Annotated in this window: 16 protein-coding genes; 8 read left to right on the forward strand and 8 right to left on the reverse strand. The window is 65.7% G+C overall.

The window, feature by feature from the left end:
- The coding region (locus tag KHO18_RS19990; RefSeq protein WP_211943754.1) for an IS3 family transposase at positions 1 to 257 on the forward strand (257 nt) is incomplete at its 5' end.
- Between the two features lie 67 nt (positions 258 to 324).
- Here KHO18_RS19990 and folE2 read toward each other — a convergent pair.
- From folE2 to KHO18_RS20010, 4 genes are all read right to left on the reverse strand, one after another.
- On the reverse strand, positions 325 to 1,131 hold the full coding sequence (gene folE2 / locus KHO18_RS19995; RefSeq protein WP_144198120.1) for a GTP cyclohydrolase FolE2: 807 nt from the start codon (positions 1,129 to 1,131) through the stop codon (positions 325 to 327).
- Positions 1,132 to 1,243: 112 nt separating this feature from the next.
- Positions 1,244 to 3,163: a 1-deoxy-D-xylulose-5-phosphate synthase gene (gene dxs / locus KHO18_RS20000; protein WP_144198119.1), complete on the reverse strand. Its 1,920-nt coding sequence runs from the start codon at positions 3,161 to 3,163 to the stop codon at positions 1,244 to 1,246.
- A 44-nt stretch (positions 3,164 to 3,207) separates the two neighbouring features.
- Positions 3,208 to 4,092, reverse strand: a complete 885-nt coding sequence (locus KHO18_RS20005; protein WP_144198118.1) for a polyprenyl synthetase family protein — start codon at positions 4,090 to 4,092, stop codon at positions 3,208 to 3,210.
- Positions 4,089 to 4,391, reverse strand: a complete 303-nt coding sequence (locus KHO18_RS20010; protein ID WP_144198117.1) for an exodeoxyribonuclease VII small subunit — start codon at positions 4,389 to 4,391, stop codon at positions 4,089 to 4,091. Before KHO18_RS20010 ends, KHO18_RS20005 begins: the two co-directional genes overlap by 4 nt.
- A gap of 487 nt (positions 4,392 to 4,878) precedes the next feature.
- Between KHO18_RS20010 and KHO18_RS20015 the strand changes: the two genes are divergently transcribed.
- The 7 genes from KHO18_RS20015 (at position 4,879) to KHO18_RS20045 (ending at position 9,500) form a co-directional block, all read left to right on the forward strand.
- Positions 4,879 to 5,982, forward strand: coding sequence for an aromatic ring-hydroxylating oxygenase subunit alpha (locus tag KHO18_RS20015; RefSeq protein WP_144198116.1), 1,104 nt, complete (start codon positions 4,879 to 4,881; stop codon positions 5,980 to 5,982).
- Positions 5,983 to 6,178: 196 nt separating this feature from the next.
- Positions 6,179 to 7,099: a DMT family transporter gene (locus KHO18_RS20020; protein WP_144198115.1), complete on the forward strand. Its 921-nt coding sequence runs from the start codon at positions 6,179 to 6,181 to the stop codon at positions 7,097 to 7,099.
- Between the two features lie 97 nt (positions 7,100 to 7,196).
- Positions 7,197 to 7,655 carry a DUF2778 domain-containing protein gene (locus KHO18_RS20025; RefSeq protein ID WP_211943755.1) on the forward strand — a complete coding sequence of 153 codons (459 nt, stop codon included), beginning with the start codon at positions 7,197 to 7,199 and terminating at the stop codon, positions 7,653 to 7,655.
- Positions 7,652 to 7,930 carry a hypothetical protein gene (locus KHO18_RS20030; RefSeq protein WP_149135480.1) on the forward strand — a complete coding sequence of 93 codons (279 nt, stop codon included), beginning with the start codon at positions 7,652 to 7,654 and terminating at the stop codon, positions 7,928 to 7,930. The genes KHO18_RS20025 and KHO18_RS20030 overlap by 4 nt, the downstream gene beginning before the upstream one ends.
- A gap of 114 nt (positions 7,931 to 8,044) precedes the next feature.
- Positions 8,045 to 8,296, forward strand: coding sequence for a tlde1 domain-containing protein (locus KHO18_RS20035; RefSeq protein ID WP_211943756.1), 252 nt, complete (start codon positions 8,045 to 8,047; stop codon positions 8,294 to 8,296).
- Positions 8,293 to 8,571 (forward strand): hypothetical protein, encoded by a 279-nt coding sequence (locus tag KHO18_RS20040; RefSeq protein WP_211943757.1) that lies wholly within the window; start codon positions 8,293 to 8,295, stop codon positions 8,569 to 8,571. Before KHO18_RS20035 ends, KHO18_RS20040 begins: the two co-directional genes overlap by 4 nt.
- Before the next feature lie 53 nt (positions 8,572 to 8,624).
- Entirely contained in the window at positions 8,625 to 9,500 is an 876-nt protein-coding gene (locus KHO18_RS20045; protein ID WP_144198112.1) for a sulfurtransferase, read from the forward strand.
- A gap of 27 nt (positions 9,501 to 9,527) precedes the next feature.
- Here KHO18_RS20045 and KHO18_RS20050 read toward each other — a convergent pair whose 3' ends face one another.
- The 4 genes from KHO18_RS20050 to polA form a co-directional block, all read right to left on the reverse strand.
- Positions 9,528 to 10,337 carry a ZIP family metal transporter gene (locus tag KHO18_RS20050; protein WP_244844936.1) on the reverse strand — a complete coding sequence of 270 codons (810 nt, stop codon included), beginning with the start codon at positions 10,335 to 10,337 and terminating at the stop codon, positions 9,528 to 9,530.
- 182 nt (positions 10,338 to 10,519) lie between these two features.
- Complete coding sequence (locus KHO18_RS20055) at positions 10,520 to 11,395, reverse strand: dienelactone hydrolase family protein (RefSeq protein WP_144198110.1); 876 nt, start codon at positions 11,393 to 11,395, stop codon at positions 10,520 to 10,522.
- A 117-nt stretch (positions 11,396 to 11,512) separates the two neighbouring features.
- Entirely contained in the window at positions 11,513 to 12,961 is a 1,449-nt protein-coding gene (locus KHO18_RS20060) for an NAD(P)/FAD-dependent oxidoreductase (RefSeq protein ID WP_244844934.1), read from the reverse strand.
- A gap of 204 nt (positions 12,962 to 13,165) precedes the next feature.
- A complete protein-coding gene (gene polA, locus KHO18_RS20065; protein ID WP_211943758.1) occupies positions 13,166 to 15,988 on the reverse strand; it encodes a DNA polymerase I in 2,823 nt (940 codons plus the stop codon).

Consider the following 15,988-nt stretch of genomic DNA (forward strand, 5'->3'; position numbering starts at 1 on the left):
CCTATCGGCGCATGCTCAAGGAGCATGCTGTGACGCAAAGTATGTCCCGCAAGGGAAACTGCCTTGACAATGCCGCCATGGAAAGCTTCTTCGGCACGCTCAAGGCTGAATACTTCCACCTGAACGAGTTTGCCAGCGTGGACGAGCTCAAGACCGGACTAGCGCGCTACATCCGCTACTACAACTACGACCGTATCAAGCTCAAACTAAAAGGGCTGAGTCCCGTGCAATACAGGACTCAGCCCTCCGGCGCCTAGCGTCACCGACCGTCCAACTTTAGGGGGTCAGTTCACGAGGGTGGCTTTTTTCTTTGCGACGACGCGCTCAGGCGGGCTGCCGCTTGTCGTGCTCGATCACGGCGTAGGCGCTGTGATTGTGGATCGACTCGAAATTCTCCGCTTCCAGCGTGTAGGCAACGATCCGCGCATCGGCATTGAGCCGCATTGCGATGTCCCGCACGAGGTCCTCGACGAACTTCGGGTTCTCGTAGGCGCGCTCGGTCACGAACTTCTCGTCGGGGCGCTTGAGCAGGCCCCACAGCTCGCACGACGCCTCTTCCTCGGCCATGCGCACCAGCGCTTCCACGGGCAGGTCGCCAGCCAGTTCCACGCGCATCGTGATGTGCGAGCGCTGGTTGTGCGCGCCGTACTGCGAGATCTTCTTCGAGCACGGGCACAGGCTGGTCACCGGCACCAGCGCGGTCAGCCACAGGCGCGATTGGCCGTCGCGGACCTCGCCGGTCAGCGTGACCGCGTAGTCCATCAGCGATTCCACGCCGGACACCGGCGCGGTCTTCGAGATGAAGTACGGGAACGTGACCTCGATGCGGCCGGCGTCGGCTTCCAGGCGCACCAGCATGTCGTCCAGCAGCGTGCGGAATGCGGCCAGGTCGAGCGGGGCGCGGTAGTCCTCGAGCAGCGCCACGAAGCGCGACATATGCGTGCCCTTCTGGTCCGCCGGCAGGCGCACATCGAGATCGAAGGTGCCCACGGTGGCCACTACGCCGGCCGGGGTCTTCAGCGTGAGCGGATAGCGTACGCCCTTGACGCCCACGCGCTGGATCACGATCTGGCGGGTATCGACGCTCGACTGCACGTCGGGCATGACGAAGGCGGGATTGATGTCGTTCATCTACGGTTTCCTTTACGGTCGCGGCGGTCATCCCCCGCGCAACGAGTGTGAAAAAAGAAACCGGCGCGGGATGAGCCGCGCCGGCTTTTACTGCCTGGTAATGCCGTGCGGGTCAGGCCACGCGCGGCGTGGCGACCTTGACGGGCGCCTCGGCGATGGCGAAGCGCTCGCGCACAGAACGCTCGATGCCGGCGGCGTCGAGGCCGCACTGCGACAGCAGGAACGCCGGATCGCCATGATCGATGAACTTGTCGGGCAGGCCCAGCACCAGCACCGGAATGTCGATGCCGGCCTCGGCCAGCGCCTCAAGCACCGCGCTGCCGGCACCGCCCATCGTGCTGCCCTCTTCCACGGTCACGAGGTAGTCGTGGTTAGCGGCCAGCGACTTCACCAGCTCCACGTCCAGCGGCTTGACGAAGCGCATGTTGGCCACGGAGGCGTCCAGCGCCTCGGCCGCGCCCAGTGCCGGGTGCAGCATCGAGCCGAACGCCAGGAACGCCACGCGCTGGCCCGCGCGGGCATGGCCCTCGCGGCGCATCTCACCCTTGCCCACCGGCAGCGCGGTCAGTGCGGCCTCGGTGGCCACGCCGGCGCCGGCGCCGCGCGGATAGCGCACGGCGGTCGGGCAATCCTGCTGGAACGCCGTGGTCAGCAACTGGCGGCACTCGTTCTCGTCGGCCGGCGTCATCACCATCATATTGGGGATGCAGCGCAGGTAGGCGATGTCGTAGGCACCGGCGTGCGTGGCGCCATCGGCGCCCACCAGGCCGGCGCGGTCCAGCGCGAACACCACGGGCAGGTTCTGCAGCGCCACGTCGTGGATCAGCTGGTCATAACCGCGCTGCAGGAAGGTGGAGTAGATCGCCACGACGGGCTTCAGGCCCTCGCAGGCCAGGCCGCCGGCGAAGGTCACCGCGTGCTGCTCGGCGATGCCCACGTCGTAGTAGCGGTCCGGGAAGCGCTTCTCGAACTCGACCATGCCCGAGCCCTCGCGCATGGCCGGCGTCACGCCGATCAGGCGCTTGTCGGCGGCGGCCATGTCGCATAGCCATTCGCCGAAAACCTGCGTGTAGGTCTTGCGCGACGGCTTGGCCGACGGACGGATGCCCTCGGCCGGATTGAATTTGCCGGGGCCGTGGTACAGGATCGGGTCGGCTTCGGCCAGCTTGTAGCCCTGGCCCTTCTTGGTCACCACGTGCAGGAACTGCGGGCCGTGGCCTTCCAGCGCGCGCTGGCGGATGTTCTGGAGCGTCGGCACCAGCGAGTCGAGGTCGTGACCGTCGATCGGGCCGATGTAGTCGAAGCCGAACTCCTCGAACAGCGTGGCCGGCACGACCATGCCCTTGGCATGTTCTTCCAGCCGTTTTGCGAATTCCAGCACCGGCGGCGCCACCGACAGCACGCGCTCGATGCCCTTCTTGGTGGCCGCGTAGAACTGGCCGGAGAGCAGGCGCGCGAGGTGGCGGTTCAGCATGCCCACCGGCGGCGAGATCGACATGTCGTTGTCGTTCAGCACCACCAGCAGCGGCAGGTCCTTGTAGACGCCGGCGTTGTTCATGGCCTCGAAGGCCATGCCGGCGGTCATTGCGCCGTCGCCGATCACGGCGATGCCTACGCGCTTCTCGCCCTTGGTGCGGGCGCCCAGGGCCATGCCCAGTGCGGCCGAGATCGAGGTGGACGAGTGCGCGGTACCGAAGGTATCGAACTCGCTCTCCGCGCGGCGCGGGAAGCCCGAGATACCGCCGTACTGGCGCAGCGTGGACATGCGGTCGCGGCGGCCGGTCAGGATCTTGTGGGGATAGCTCTGGTGGCCCACGTCCCAGACCACGCGGTCGGACGGGGTATCGAACACATAGTGGAGCGCAATGGTCAGCTCCACCGTGCCGAGGTTGGACGACAGGTGCCCGCCGGTCTGGGAGACCGATTCCAGCACATAGGCGCGCAGTTCGTCAGCCAGCGTGTTGAGCTGGCGGCGATCCAGCTTGCGCAGGTCTGCGGGGGCGTCGATTTTGTTGAGCAGCGTGTAGGTCATGATGTCCGTTCGGCCGCCGGATTCTCTATGTCCGGCTTGTCAGTTCAATTGGAGCGCAGCACGATCAGGTCGGCCAGTTCGGCCAGCCGGCCAGCCCGGGTGCCGAATCCCGCCAATGCCTCGTGGGCATCGGTGCGCAACTGGGCGGCCAGCTCGCGCGCGGCATCGAGGCCCATCAGCGACACATAGGTCGGCTTGTCATTGGCGGCGTCCTTGCCGGCGGTCTTGCCGAGGGTCGCCGTATCGGCCGTGACGTCGAGAATATCGTCAACTACCTGGAACGCCAATCCCACGGCGGCCGCATAGCGGTCCAGCGCGGCCAGGCCGGCCGGATCGATGTTTCCACACAACGCCCCCATGCGCACGCTCGCGCGCAGCAGGGCGCCGGTCTTCATCCGGTGCATGGCTTCCAGCGCGTCGCGCGACATCGCCAGGCCCACGTTCTGCAGGTCGATGGCCTGTCCGCCGGCCATGCCGACCGAGCCCGAGGCCACAGCCAGCTCATCCACCAGCTTCAGGCGCGCTTCGGGCGCCAGTGCCGGGGTGCGGGCCAGCAGGATGAACGCCTGGGTCTGCAATGCGTCACCCACCAGCAGCGCGGTAGCCTCGTCATAGGCCTTGTGCACCGTGGGGCGCCCGCGCCGCAGGTCGTCGTCGTCCATGCAGGGCATGTCGTCGTGGACCAGCGAGTAGGCGTGGATCATCTCCACCGCGCAGGCTGCCGCGTCACATGCCTCGGGTGTGGCACCGGCCACTTCGCCGGCCGCATGTACCAGCAGCGGGCGCACCCGCTTGCCACCGCCGAGGACAGCATAGCGCATGGCCTCGTGCAAGGTGTGTGGAATTGTGTCCGTGGACGGCAGTGCCGAGTCCAGGGCGGCCTCGGTCCGGGCGCCCTGCGCCCGCATCCAGGTAGCGAAATCGCTCATTCGAAATCTGTGCCGTTGCTGTTGTTATCAGGACGGGACTCGCCAGCCAGCGGCTTCAGCGCGTCGCCCTCCAGTACTTTGACCTGCTGCGCCACCCGCTCCAGGCTCTGCTGGCAGTAGCGCACCAGTTCGGCACCGCGGCGATACGCGGTGAGAGAGGCCTCGAGGGGCAGTTCGCCGCTTTCCATGCTGGCCACGAGGGTTTCCAGCTCCGCCATGGCGGCCTCGTAAGAGGCTGGCTGCGCGCCGGCTGCGGGCGCGTCGTCAGGCTGGACCTGTGCGGTCGTCGGTTTTGGCATGTCGGGCCTTGTTCAGGGGAATTCGGGATTTTACGCCAATCCCGGACTTGGCCGCAGATACGTATCGCCAACGTGGCGCACGCACACGCGATGTTATGCATGAATCACTCCATTTCACGGAAGTGACTTGTGCGCTATGGTCGTCATTCCGAATGCGCCCCAAAGGGCACCTCCATGACGACCCGGGTCGACTTTTTCGCTAAAAAGGCAAAATAATCAGACCCTTAAGTTTTTGGCTCGGGTACAATTCCGCCCTCGTCAGCGAGATCGGCGGCGCCGTGCCAGGGGTCGCCCGTTGCCAGCTTTTAAGTGCTTTGTGTAACGCAGCTCCCGCCCTGTGCCCGCCTGCACCGAACCTCAAGTTTCGGCCAGTCACGCCGGGGAACCGGACCGCGCCCGGCTCGTCTGACAGGGTTTCCCAAATCGATTTCATATTTCGATGGTTGGGTTGTTCACTGCTTTCGCCTGTTACTAGGGAGTGGGGATAATGTCCAATCTCAGCACCGCGCTCAAGCTGGCGCCGGCTGATTCGCAGTTGCCCGTGGATGTCTACTTTGACGAGGCGCTGCATCAACAAGAACTGGAACTGCTGTTCAGGAAAGGCCCGGGATACGTCGGCCATACGCTGATGGTCCCGGAGACGGGCGATTTCCACACGCTCGCCGCCGAGGACGAGGGCCGCATGCTGGTCCGCAATCCGGACGGCATCGAGCTGCTGTCGAATGTGTGCCGCCACCGTCAGGCCATCATGCTGAACGGCCGCGGCAACGCCAAGAACATCGTCTGCCCGCTCCATCGCTGGACCTACGACCTCAAGGGTGACCTGCTCGGCGCGCCGCATTTCGCGCAGCAGCCGTGCGTCCACCTGAACCGGTCGCCGCTCCAGAACTGGAACGGCCTGCTGTTCGAGGGCGCCCGCGATGTGCGCGCGGACCTCGCTCGCATGGGCGTGGCCGAGGACCTGAACTTCGACGGCTACATGCTCGACCACGTGGAAGTGCACGAGTGCGACTACAACTGGAAGACCTTCATCGAGGTCTATCTGGAGGACTACCACGTCGTGCCGTTCCACCCGGGCCTGGGCAGCTTCGTCTCGTGCGACGACCTGACCTGGGAGTTCGGCGAATGGCACAGTGTGCAGACCGTGGGCCTGCACCAGGGCCTGAAGCGGCCAGGTAGCCCGACTTACCAGAAGTGGCACGACGCAGTGTTGCGCTTCAACAACGGCAAGCTGCCCAAGCACGGCGCGATCTGGCTGACTTACTACCCCAACGTGATGGTGGAGTGGTACCCGAACGTGCTGGTCATCTCGACGCTGCATCCGGTGGGTCCGCGCAAGACCCGCAATGTGGTGGAGTTCTATTACCCCGAGGAAATCGCGCTGTTCGAGCGCGAGTTCGTCGAGGCCGAGCGCGCCGCCTATATGGAGACGTGCATCGAGGACGACGAGATCGCCGAGCGCATGGACGCTGGCCGCCTGGCACTGATGAAGCGCGGCGTCAGCGAGACCGGCCCGTACCAGTCGCCGATGGAAGACGGCATGCAGCACTTCCACGAGTGGTATCGACGGAGCATGCGGTACACCGGCTGAGGCGCCGGCAGGCGTGAGTGGTCGGTTATCGCCCGCTATTCGCCCAACCCCTGTAGCCAGCCCGAAACGGACCGTGAAAACGGTCCGTTTTGCGTTGGAGTGGCCATCTGGCCACTGATAGAATCGGGGTTTTCCCGCGCTGCGCCGGCCGCCACGAAGCCCGGCCGGCTGCCGTTCCACCTCTCTCGCCCCCGCCATGCAATCGCTCTGGATGCTGTTCGCCGCCTTCGCCTTTTCCTTGATGGGGGTGGGCGTCAAGCTGGCATCCGAGTTCTACACCACCGGCGAAATCGTCTTCTATCGCAGCATCATCGGTGTGACGATCATGTGGATCATGCTGCGCTCGCAAGGCATTTCCGTACGCACGCCGCACATGGCCACGCACATCAAGCGCAGCCTGTTCGGCGTGACCGCCCTGCTACTCTGGTTCACCTCGATCACCCTGCTGCCGCTGGCCACGGCCATGACGCTGAACTACATGTCGCCGGTCTGGATCGCGCTGATCCTGGGCGCCAGCGCGGCGCTGGCCGGCACGGCGGGCGGCGCGGACCGCAAGCTGATCGGCGCGATCCTGCTGTCGTTCGCCGGGGTGCTCTGCCTGCTGCAGCCGTCGGTCGGCAAGGACCAGCTGACCGGCGGCCTCATCGGCCTGATCTCCGGCGTGTTCACGGCGCTGGCCTATGTGGAGGTGCGCCAGCTCGGCCAGCTTGGCGAGCCCGAAGGCCGCATCGTCTTCTATTTCTCCGCCGTCGGCATGGTCTGCGGGCTGGTCTGGATGCTCTACTCCGGCGTCAGCCACCATACCTGGCACGGCGCTGGGCTGCTGCTCGCCATCGGCATCCTGGCCACGCTGGGCCAGACCTCGATGACGCGCGCCTACAAGCGCGGCAATACCCTCCTGACCGCCAACCTCCAGTACGCGGGCATCGTGTTCTCCAGCCTCTGGGGCATCCTGGTCTGGGACGACAAGCTCAACTGGATCTCGTGGCTCGGCATGGTGCTGATCATCGCCAGCGGCATCGCCACCACCCTCACCCGCGCCCGCGACACCGACAAGCACCCGACCCCGGCCACGCCTGTGAAGTCGGCGGAGGCGGAAGTGCATCCTGAGGTGTAGCAGAACGCCGAAAGCCTGCTGGGCTTTGATGATGGTCAGATCGGGCTGAGCTTGGCTGAGTAGAGTCTGCCGTCGTACCCAACGACGGAGCTTTGTCATGCAGCAGTGCAGTTTGGTGTTGAACGACCAGCCGATGAGTGCGTTCCGTGCAGGAAGTGCCGAGTTTCCTGCCTTTTCTGGCCTGGCTCCCCACATCAACAAGCGAACGAGCATCTGTATTCCAGACCATGGCCCCATTCCACCGGGCACGTACTACATCGTTGATCGTGAATCTGGCGGACGACTGGGGTGGTTTTACGAATGGTACGAACGCCAAACGGATTGGTTCGCGCTATACGCCGACGATGGCCGCATGGACGACTGGACGTTTTGCAATGAAATTCGTCGAGGCAACTTTAGGTTGCACCCAAAAGGTAGGCGTGGCATCAGCAAGGGCTGCATCACGATCGAGCGCCCTACTGACTTCCACGTCATCCGTCATTTGCTGACGGCCTCGAAGAAATTCCCGATCCCGGGAACACGGCTCCTCGCTTACGGAAAAGTGGTGGTCAGATGAGTCAGCTCCGCAATACAGTCCTGCTGGTGATCTGGCTGGTCGTCGCCACGCATATCTACGGGCTCGTATGGAGCCGCTATCCCGACTATTTCCCTGAATACCCTGAGTCAGTGGGCCGTTTCATCGACTGGCTGACAAGGGACTATCAGCCAAGGGGCATCGAGTCGCTGACGACCTACTACTACCTGATCCTCTCGTTCCCGCCGGTGGCCGTCCTGACGGCACTTGGCCTGTTCCTCCGGCGCAAGCTCCGCCGACGCGCAAAACCGCACTGATCGATCCCGCGGTGTAGCAGAACGCTGAAAGCCCGCCCGGCTTTGATGATGGTCAGATCGGGCTGAGCGTGGCTGGGTAGAGTCCCCCGTCGCACCCAACGACGGAGCTTTGCCATGCAGCAGTGCGGTTTTGTGTTGAATGACCAGCCGATAAGCGCATTTAGCGTTGGCAGCGCTTCATTCCCTGCCTTCTCGGGAAAGACCCCCTATATCAACAAGCGGGCGAACAGCTGCCTGGTAAAGCTCGGCCCCATCCCACCCGGCACGTACTACATCATCGATCGTGAAACAGGCGGAAAGCGCTCCAGAGGAAGTGCTGTCCCAGGCGCTGATTTCCGCGCCTATGGGAAAGTGGTGGTCAAATGAAATGGCTCGCCAATGCCTTGCTACTGGCAATCTGGCTGGTGATCGCCACGTTCCTGTATGCCATGGCCTGGAGCCACTACCCGGACGTCTTCCCTGACTACCCGGAGTGGGTGGCTGATGTCATCGGACGGATGACGACGGATCCGCAGATGGACGATGTCGAGTCTCTCGCCACCAACTACTACCTGATCCTTTCCTTCCTCCCCGTGGCCGCCGCCACGGCTCTCGCCCTTCTCGTCCGGCGCCTGCTCCGCCGACGCGCCAGCCGACGTTGACCCGGCGCGCGGTGTAGCATTGACGGCATTGCTCAACCCGATGCTTAACGCCAATGCCGAACCCACTGATTTCCGCGACGGAACTGGATGCGCTGCTTAGCCAGGGCAGCCACGACGTCGTGCTGTTCGACTGCTCGTTCGATCTCGCCGACCCGGCTGCCGGGCGCGAGGCCTATCACCAGGGCCACCTGCCGGGGGCCTACTACCTCCACCTCGACAACGAACTGTCCGGGCCCAAGACCGGATTCAACGGCCGGCATCCGCTGCCCGATGCGGAGCTGTTCGCCGCGCGGCTGCGGGCGCTTGGCGTGAACGATGGTTCGCTGGTCGTGGCCTATGACGCCCAGGGCGGCATGTTCGCGGCCCGGCTCTGGTGGCTGATGCGCTGGATTGGCCATGGGGCCGTGACGGTGCTCGATGGCGGGAAGAATGCCTGGGTGGCGGCTGGGCTGCCGCTCGAGCGCGGGGCAACCCCAGAGCCCGATACGGACACCGACAACGGCACCGGCGGTGACCTGTCACGCAAGGCGTCGCTGGTGCCGACCGTCGATGCCGAAGCGCTGCTGGCCAATCTCGCCAGCCCGTCCCGGCTGGTGGTGGATGCCCGCGCCGCCGACCGCTTCCGCGGCGAGAACGAGACGCTCGACCCCGTCGGCGGCCATATTCCCGGCGCGGTGAATCGCTTCTTCAAAGACAACCTCGCCCCGGACGGCTATTTCAAGCCGGCGGAGACGCTGCGTGCGGAGTTCGGCCAGGTGTTTGCCGGCAAGGCGCCGGCCGATACGGTGATGCAGTGCGGCTCCGGCGTGACCGCCTGCCACAACCTGCTGGCGATGGAAGTGGCTGGCCTGACCGGCGCGGCGCTCTATCCGGGGTCGTGGAGCGAGTGGTGCGCCGACCCGAAGCGGCCGGTAGCGACCGGCGCCTGAATCCCGGCGCCAATACGCGAAGCGGCGTCAGTGCGACGCCGCCTCCGTCTTCGTCCCACGGTGGTGGTCGTGCTCCTCGCGCACGCCGTTCGTGATGAACACGATCGCCGCGATGCCCGCCGCCACCAGCACCACCTGCACCGCCGACTCCTTGAGGCGCGGCCTGCGCTGCATCTGCGGCATCAGGTCGCTCACGGCGATATAGACAAAGCTGCTCGACGCAATCACGAGCACATACGGAATCCAGCCGCTCAGTTGGTCCAGCAGGAAATATCCCACCACGCCGCCGATCACGGCCGCCAGGCTCGACAGCAGGTTGAACGCGAAGGCACGCGCCTTCGAGAATCCCGCGTTGAGCAACACGATGAAATCGCCAACTTCCTGCGGAATCTCATGCGCGGCAATCGCCAGCGCCGTCACCACGCCGATCTTGGGATCGGCCAGGAAGGCAGCGGCAATCACGATGCCATCGGCAAAGTTGTGGAAGGTATCCCCGACGAGGATGGTCAGGCCGCTGCGGCCCGCTTCCTCGCGGTCATGGCCGTGATGATGGTGGTGCCCGTCGCCCTCATGGTGGTGCGAGTGGCGCAGCAACGAGATCTTCTCCAGCAGGAAGAAGCCCAGCAGGCCGGCCAGCAATGTGCCGAACAGCGCACGCGGGTCTGCGCCGGACTCGAACGCCTCGGGCAGCGAGTGAAGCAGTGCCGTGGCGAGCAACACCCCTACCGAGAAGCTCACCATGCGCTCGACCACGCGCGAGGCCACGGTCAGCGACAGCAGCGCCGCCCCGAGAATGCTCCCGACGCCCGAAATGGTCGCCGCCAGCAGGATGTACAGAAGCGTGGAATGGATGATGGGCTCCCGGCGCCCGGTATGCGGCTGTCAGGTCCGCCGCATACCGATTAACGCAACAAGGTTGCAAAAACTGGAAAGCCGCATTGTACGTATGTCCGCGCCGACTTTGCAATGTCCGCGATGTCCAACTCGGGGCAGGGTCAATCGCCCCCGCTCGCTCCCGCTCAGGCCACCTTGTTCGCGCGCAGCCAGGCCAGGCAGCGTTGCCAGCCATCCTTGGCGGCAGCTTCCACATAGCTGGACCGGTAATCGGCGTTAAAGGCGTGGCCCGCTTCGGGATAGACCACGAACGTCGAAGCCTTCGCATTGGCATCGGGCGACGCTACCAGCGCGGCCTTCATCTTCGCGACGTGCTCCTGCGTGATGCCGGTGTCCTTGCCGCCGTACAGCCCCAGCACGGGCGCGTGGAGTTGGTTGACGCTCTCCAGTGCGCTGCGCGGCTTGAGCGGCGTCGGCTCGCCTACCAGTTGGCCGTACCAGGCCACGCCGGCCTTCACCCGGGGGCTATGGGCGGTGTAGAGCCAGGTGATGCGTCCGCCCCAGCAGAAGCCGGTGATGCCGAGCCGGTTCAGGTCGCCGCCATGGGCGCCGGCCCAGGTGCTGGCGGCGTCCAGGTCGCCCATGACCTGCGCGTCCGGCACCTTGGCGATGATGTTGGTCTGCAATTCCTGGATCGTGCCGAAGCTGCCCGGGTCGCCCTGCCGCGCGAACAGTTCCGGCGCGATGGCCAGGTAGCCGAGCTTGGCGAAGCGTCGGCAAATGTCTGCAATGTGTTCATGCACGCCGAAGATTTCGCTGATCACCAGCACCACGGGCAGGTTGGTCTTGCCTTCGGGCTGGGCGCGGTAGGCGGGCATGTTGAAGCCGCCGGACGGGATGGTCACTTCGCCGGCGGTCAGGCCGTTGAAGTCGGTCTTGATGGTTTCGGCCGCCACCGGCAGGGCCGCCGCCGCGAAGGCGGAGCCCAGCGCGGTCTTGACGAAACGCCGGCGATCGAACGTCTGGCCGGGGACGAGGCTTTCCACTTCGGGCTGCAGCATGGGGCGGGCTCCTTGGGTTCGCTGGCGTGACGCATACGGTGCTCACGCAACGCCAGCGATTCTAAGCGCACTTTGCCGCCCCGTGCCACGCCCCCGCCCCTTCCTCCCCAATGCTCCTCAGTGCAGCTTCACGCGCGGGCTGGTCTTGCTGCGCAGCCAGTGCGTCACCGTATCGAGCCCCATGCCGATGGCACCGTGGAGCGCCAGCACGTGCATCCGGTACAGCGAGGTGTACATGAAGCGCGCCATCAGCCCCTCGATAAACATCGACCCGCCGATCAGCCCGCCCATCAGGCTGCCGACCGCGCTGAAGTGCCCCAGGGACACCAGCGAGCCGAAGTCCTTGAACGCAAACCGCGGCAGCGGCTTGCCGTCCATGCGGGCGCGGATCGCGTCATAGAGAAAGGTGGCCTGCTGGTGCGCCGCCTGCGCGCGCGGCGGCACGGCGGTCTGCTTCTCCGGCCACGGGCAGCTGGCGCAGTCGCCGAACGCGAAGATGTCCGGATCGGCCTCGGTTTGCAGCGTGGGGCCCACCACGATCTGGCCCTGCTTGCTGACTGGCAGGCCGAGCGTGCGGAGGACGCCCGGCGCGGTAATGCCGGCCGCCCAGACCGTCAGGTCGGCGTCGATGCGCTTGTCGCTGGCGGTGAGCACGGCGTCGTCGGTGACCTGCGTCACGCGCTCGGCGGTCAGCACGTCCACGTCGAGCTTGCGCAGCAGCTTGGTGGTTTCGGCGGACACGCGCTCGGACAGCGCCGGCAGGATGCGCGGGCCGGCTTCGATCACGTGGATGCGCACATCGCGGCGCGGGTCCAGCTGGTGCAGGCCGTAGGCGTTGAGCACGTGCGCGGTGTTGCGCAGCTCGGCGGACAGCTCCACGCCCGTGGCGCCGGCGCCGATGATCGCCACGTCCACGCGCGGCCGGCCATCCTCGCCGGTACGGCCCCGCCCATTCTGGGCGCGCACGCACGCGGCAATCAGCTTGCGGCGGAAGCGCTCGGCCTGCTCGACGGTATCGAGCGCAATCGCATGCTCGGCCGCGCCGGGCACGTTGAAGAAGTGCGTGACGCAGCCGATGGCCAGGACCAGCGTGTCATAGGGGAGTTCGCGCGCGGGCAGCAGCTCGGTGCCATCCAGATCGACGCACGCGGCCACCTGGATGACCTTGCGCGCCCGATCGACACCGGTCAGCTCGCCCTGCTGGAACTCGAAGTGGTGCCACCGCGCCTGCGCAACGTATTCGAGCTGGTGGGTGTTGGGGTCCATGCTGCCGGCGGCCACTTCGTGGAGCAGCGGCTTCCAGATGTGCGTGGGCGAGCGGTCCACCAGCACCACCTGGGCCTGGCCGCGCTTGCCCAGCTTGTCGCCGAGCCGGGTCACGAGCTCAAGCCCGCCGGCCCCGCCGCCCACGACGATGATGCGATGGGCGGATGCCTGCGTCGCGCGCAGCGTGTCGCGCTGCGCGTTGGGCGATGGTTCGACTTGTGTATCGCCCTGTGTACCGATGTGTGCCACCGTGCCTGCTGCTACCTCGTTACCGGTTGTACTGCCATCCGTGGTGCTCATGGTCTACCCGATCTTCTCTATTTGGAAACCGGTGTCGACCCGCGTCGGCGAGCGTTATGTTGTCGTTGTGGCGCCGCGCGGATCCTGTTCGTTGATGCCAGTTTGCTGCACGGCAATAGAACTGGCAAGCCTCCACGCGATGGTGTCGCGCATTCACCGCAACGCCTCTCCTGTACGCATCCGCATGCAGGAGAGGCGTCACCTTCAATGCGCCTCTTCCCAGTTGCTGCCGCTGCCCACTTCGGCCACCAGCGGCACGCGCAGCGTCGCCACGGAGCACATCAGCTCGGGCAGGCGCGTCTTCACCAGTTCGAGTTCGGCCTGCGGCACTTCGAGCACCAGTTCATCGTGCACCTGCATGATCTGGCGCGTACCGAGGTTGTCACCCTCGAGCCAGTCCTGCACGGCGATCATCGACAGCTTGATGAGATCCGCCGCCGTGCCCTGCATCGGCGCGTTGATGGCGGCGCGCTCGGCGCCCTGGCGGCGCGGGCCATTGCCGCCGTTGATGTCGGGCAGCCAGAGGCGGCGGCCGAACACCGTTTCCACGTAGCCCTGCTCGCGCGCGGTCTGGCGCGTCTCTTCCATGTAGTGGGCCACGCCGGGGTAGCGCATGAAGTAGCGGTCGATGTAGTGCTTGGCCGCCTCGCGCTCGATGCCGAGGTTGCTGGCCAGCCCGAACGCGCTCATGCCATAGATCAGGCCGAAGTTGATGACCTTGGCGTAGCGGCGCTGCTCGCTGGACACCGCCTCGCGCTCCACGCCGAAGATCTCGCCCGCGGTGGCGCGGTGGATGTCCTCGCCGTTGGCGAAGGCGCGCAGCAGGTTCTCGTCGCCCGAGATATGGGCCATGATGCGCAGCTCGATCTGCGAGTAGTCGGCGGAGACGATCACGTTGCCCGGCGCGGCGATGAACGCCTCGCGGATGCGCCGCCCCTCCTCGGTCCGCACCGGGATGTTCTGGAGGTTCGGCTCGGTCGAGGCCAGCCGGCCTGTCACGGCCGTGGCCTGCCCGTAGCTCGTGTGCACGCGCCCGGTCTGCGGATTGACCATCTTCGGCAGCTTGTCCGTGTAGGTGGACTTCAGCTTGGACAAACCCCGATAGTCGAGCAGCAGCTTGGGCAGCGGATAGTCCTCGGCCAGCTTCTGCAGCACCTCTTCGTCCGTGGATGGCGCCCCGCTGGCGGTCTTCTTGACCACCGGCAGCTTCATCTGCGTGAACAGGATCTCGCCGATCTGCTTCGGCGAACCGAGGTTGAACGGCTGCCCGGCGGCCTCGAAGGCGGCGGCCTCCAGCGCCATCATGCGCTGGCCGAGTTCGGCGCTCTGTGCGCCAAGCCGCGCGGCGTCGATCAGCACGCCATTGCGCTCGATCTTCTGGAGCACCACCGAGACGGGAATCTCGATGTTCTCGTACACATACTTGAGCCCGCTGGCCGCTTCCAGCTGCGGATGCATCTTGCGATGGAGACGCAGCGTCACGTCAGCATCCTCGGCCGCGTACTCTGTGGCGCGCTGGAGGTCGATCTGGTCGAAGCCGATCTGGCTCGCGCCCTTGCCGCAGACTTCCTCGTAGGTCAGCGTCTTCAGGTTCAGCAGGCGCTCGGCCAGGCTGTCCATGCCGTGGTTACGGTGCGAGGCCAGCACGTAGCTTTCCAGCATCGTGTCCTGGGCGATGCCGAGCAGCTTGACGCCGTGGTTGGCGAAGACATGGGAGTCGTACTTCAGGTGCTGGCCGAGCTTCGGCCGCGCCGGGTCTTCGAGCCACGGGCGCAGCCGCTCCAGCACGTATTCGCGCGACAGCTGGCCGTGGTTCTCCATGCCGGCCACATCCGGGCCGCGATGGGCGACGGGGATGTAGGCGGCCTCACCCGGCTCCACCGACAGCGACAGGCCCACCAGCTGGGCCTGCATCGGGTCGAGCGAGGTGGTTTCGGTATCGATGGCAGTCAGCGGCGCATCGATGATCCGGGCGATCCAGGCGTCGAGCGCGGCCTCGGTGGTCACGGTCTCGTAGCGGATCTCGGCGGGGGTGGTGTCGGGCGCGGGGAGGTTGGCCGAGGCATCGGCCGGGCCATCGAACAGCCCGCCCTGCGGCGAAGGTGCCGGCGCCGCACCGGCACGCGACGAGCGGGCGGCGGCGCGGGCGTTCGGCAGGGACTCGCCCGTGGCCTCGCGCAGCCAGGTCTTGAAGCCATAGCGCGAGAAGAAGGCGACCAGCTTCTCGTTGTCCTCGCCCAGCTCGCGCAGCGCGTGGAAGTCCGCCACGGCGTCGCTGAGGTCGCAGTCGGTCTTGACCGTAACCAGCTCCCGCGCGCGCGGCAGCCAGTCGAGCGTGTTGCGCAGGTTCTCGCCCACCACGCCCTTGATGCCGTCGGCGCCGGCCATGATGCTGTCCAGCGTGCCGTACTCGGCCAGCCACTTCACGGCGGTCTTCGGCCCCACCTTGGGCACGCCGGGCACGTTGTCCACCGCATCGCCAATCAGGGAGAGATAATCGACGATCCGCTCCGGCGGCACGCCGAACTTGGCCACCACACCGGGCGGATCGAGCACTTCGCCGCTCATCGTGTTGACCAGCGTGACGTGGTCGTTCACCAGCTGCGCGAGGTCCTTGTCGCCCGTGGATACCACGGTACGCACGCCCTGCGCCGTGGCCTGGCAGGCCAGCGTGCCGATCACGTCATCGGCTTCCACGCCTTCCACCACCACGATCGGCCAGCCCAGCGCGCGCACGGCCTCGTGGATCGGCTCGATCTGTTTGGCCAGATCCTCGGGCATGGACGGGCGATGTTCCTTGTATGCGGGGTATAGCGCATCCCGGAACGTCTTGCCCTTGGCGTCGAACACGCAAGCGATATACTCTGCCGGGAAGTCGTTGCGCAGCTTGCGCAACATGTTGATCATGCCGTAGATTGCCCCTGTAGGCAGCCCTTCGCCATTCCTCAGGTCCGGCAGAGCGTGATACGCGCGATACAAGTAGCTCGATCCATCGACGAGCAAAAGCGTTTTTTGACTATCCGACAT

It is taken from the genome of Cupriavidus campinensis (genome assembly GCF_905397395.1).
Taxonomy (GTDB): domain Bacteria; phylum Pseudomonadota; class Gammaproteobacteria; order Burkholderiales; family Burkholderiaceae; genus Cupriavidus; species Cupriavidus campinensis.

Excerpts from the sequence above, each read along its gene's own strand:
- KHO18_RS20055 (WP_144198110.1), bottom strand. The coding sequence starts at position 11,395 with ATGCTGCAGCCCGAAGTGGAAAGCCTCGTCCCCGGCCAGACGTTCGAT.
- KHO18_RS20060 (WP_244844934.1), bottom strand. The coding sequence starts at position 12,961 with ATGAGCACCACGGATGGCAGTACAACCGGTAACGAGGTAGCAGCAGGC.
- KHO18_RS20010 (WP_144198117.1), bottom strand. The coding sequence starts at position 4,391 with ATGCCAAAACCGACGACCGCACAGGTCCAGCCTGACGACGCGCCCGCA.
- polA (WP_211943758.1), bottom strand. The coding sequence starts at position 15,988 with ATGTCGGATAGTCAAAAAACGCTTTTGCTCGTCGATGGATCGAGCTAC.
- KHO18_RS20035 (WP_211943756.1), top strand. The coding sequence starts at position 8,045 with ATGCAGCAGTGCGGTTTTGTGTTGAATGACCAGCCGATAAGCGCATTT.
- KHO18_RS20005 (WP_144198118.1), bottom strand. The coding sequence starts at position 4,092 with ATGAGCGATTTCGCTACCTGGATGCGGGCGCAGGGCGCCCGGACCGAG.
- KHO18_RS20040 (WP_211943757.1), top strand. The coding sequence starts at position 8,293 with ATGAAATGGCTCGCCAATGCCTTGCTACTGGCAATCTGGCTGGTGATC.
- KHO18_RS20025 (WP_211943755.1), top strand. The coding sequence starts at position 7,197 with ATGCAGCAGTGCAGTTTGGTGTTGAACGACCAGCCGATGAGTGCGTTC.
- KHO18_RS20030 (WP_149135480.1), top strand. The coding sequence starts at position 7,652 with ATGAGTCAGCTCCGCAATACAGTCCTGCTGGTGATCTGGCTGGTCGTC.
- KHO18_RS20015 (WP_144198116.1), top strand. The coding sequence starts at position 4,879 with ATGTCCAATCTCAGCACCGCGCTCAAGCTGGCGCCGGCTGATTCGCAG.
- KHO18_RS20045 (WP_144198112.1), top strand. The coding sequence starts at position 8,625 with ATGCCGAACCCACTGATTTCCGCGACGGAACTGGATGCGCTGCTTAGC.
- dxs (WP_144198119.1), bottom strand. The coding sequence starts at position 3,163 with ATGACCTACACGCTGCTCAACAAAATCGACGCCCCCGCAGACCTGCGC.
- folE2 (WP_144198120.1), bottom strand. The coding sequence starts at position 1,131 with ATGAACGACATCAATCCCGCCTTCGTCATGCCCGACGTGCAGTCGAGC.
- KHO18_RS20020 (WP_144198115.1), top strand. The coding sequence starts at position 6,179 with ATGCAATCGCTCTGGATGCTGTTCGCCGCCTTCGCCTTTTCCTTGATG.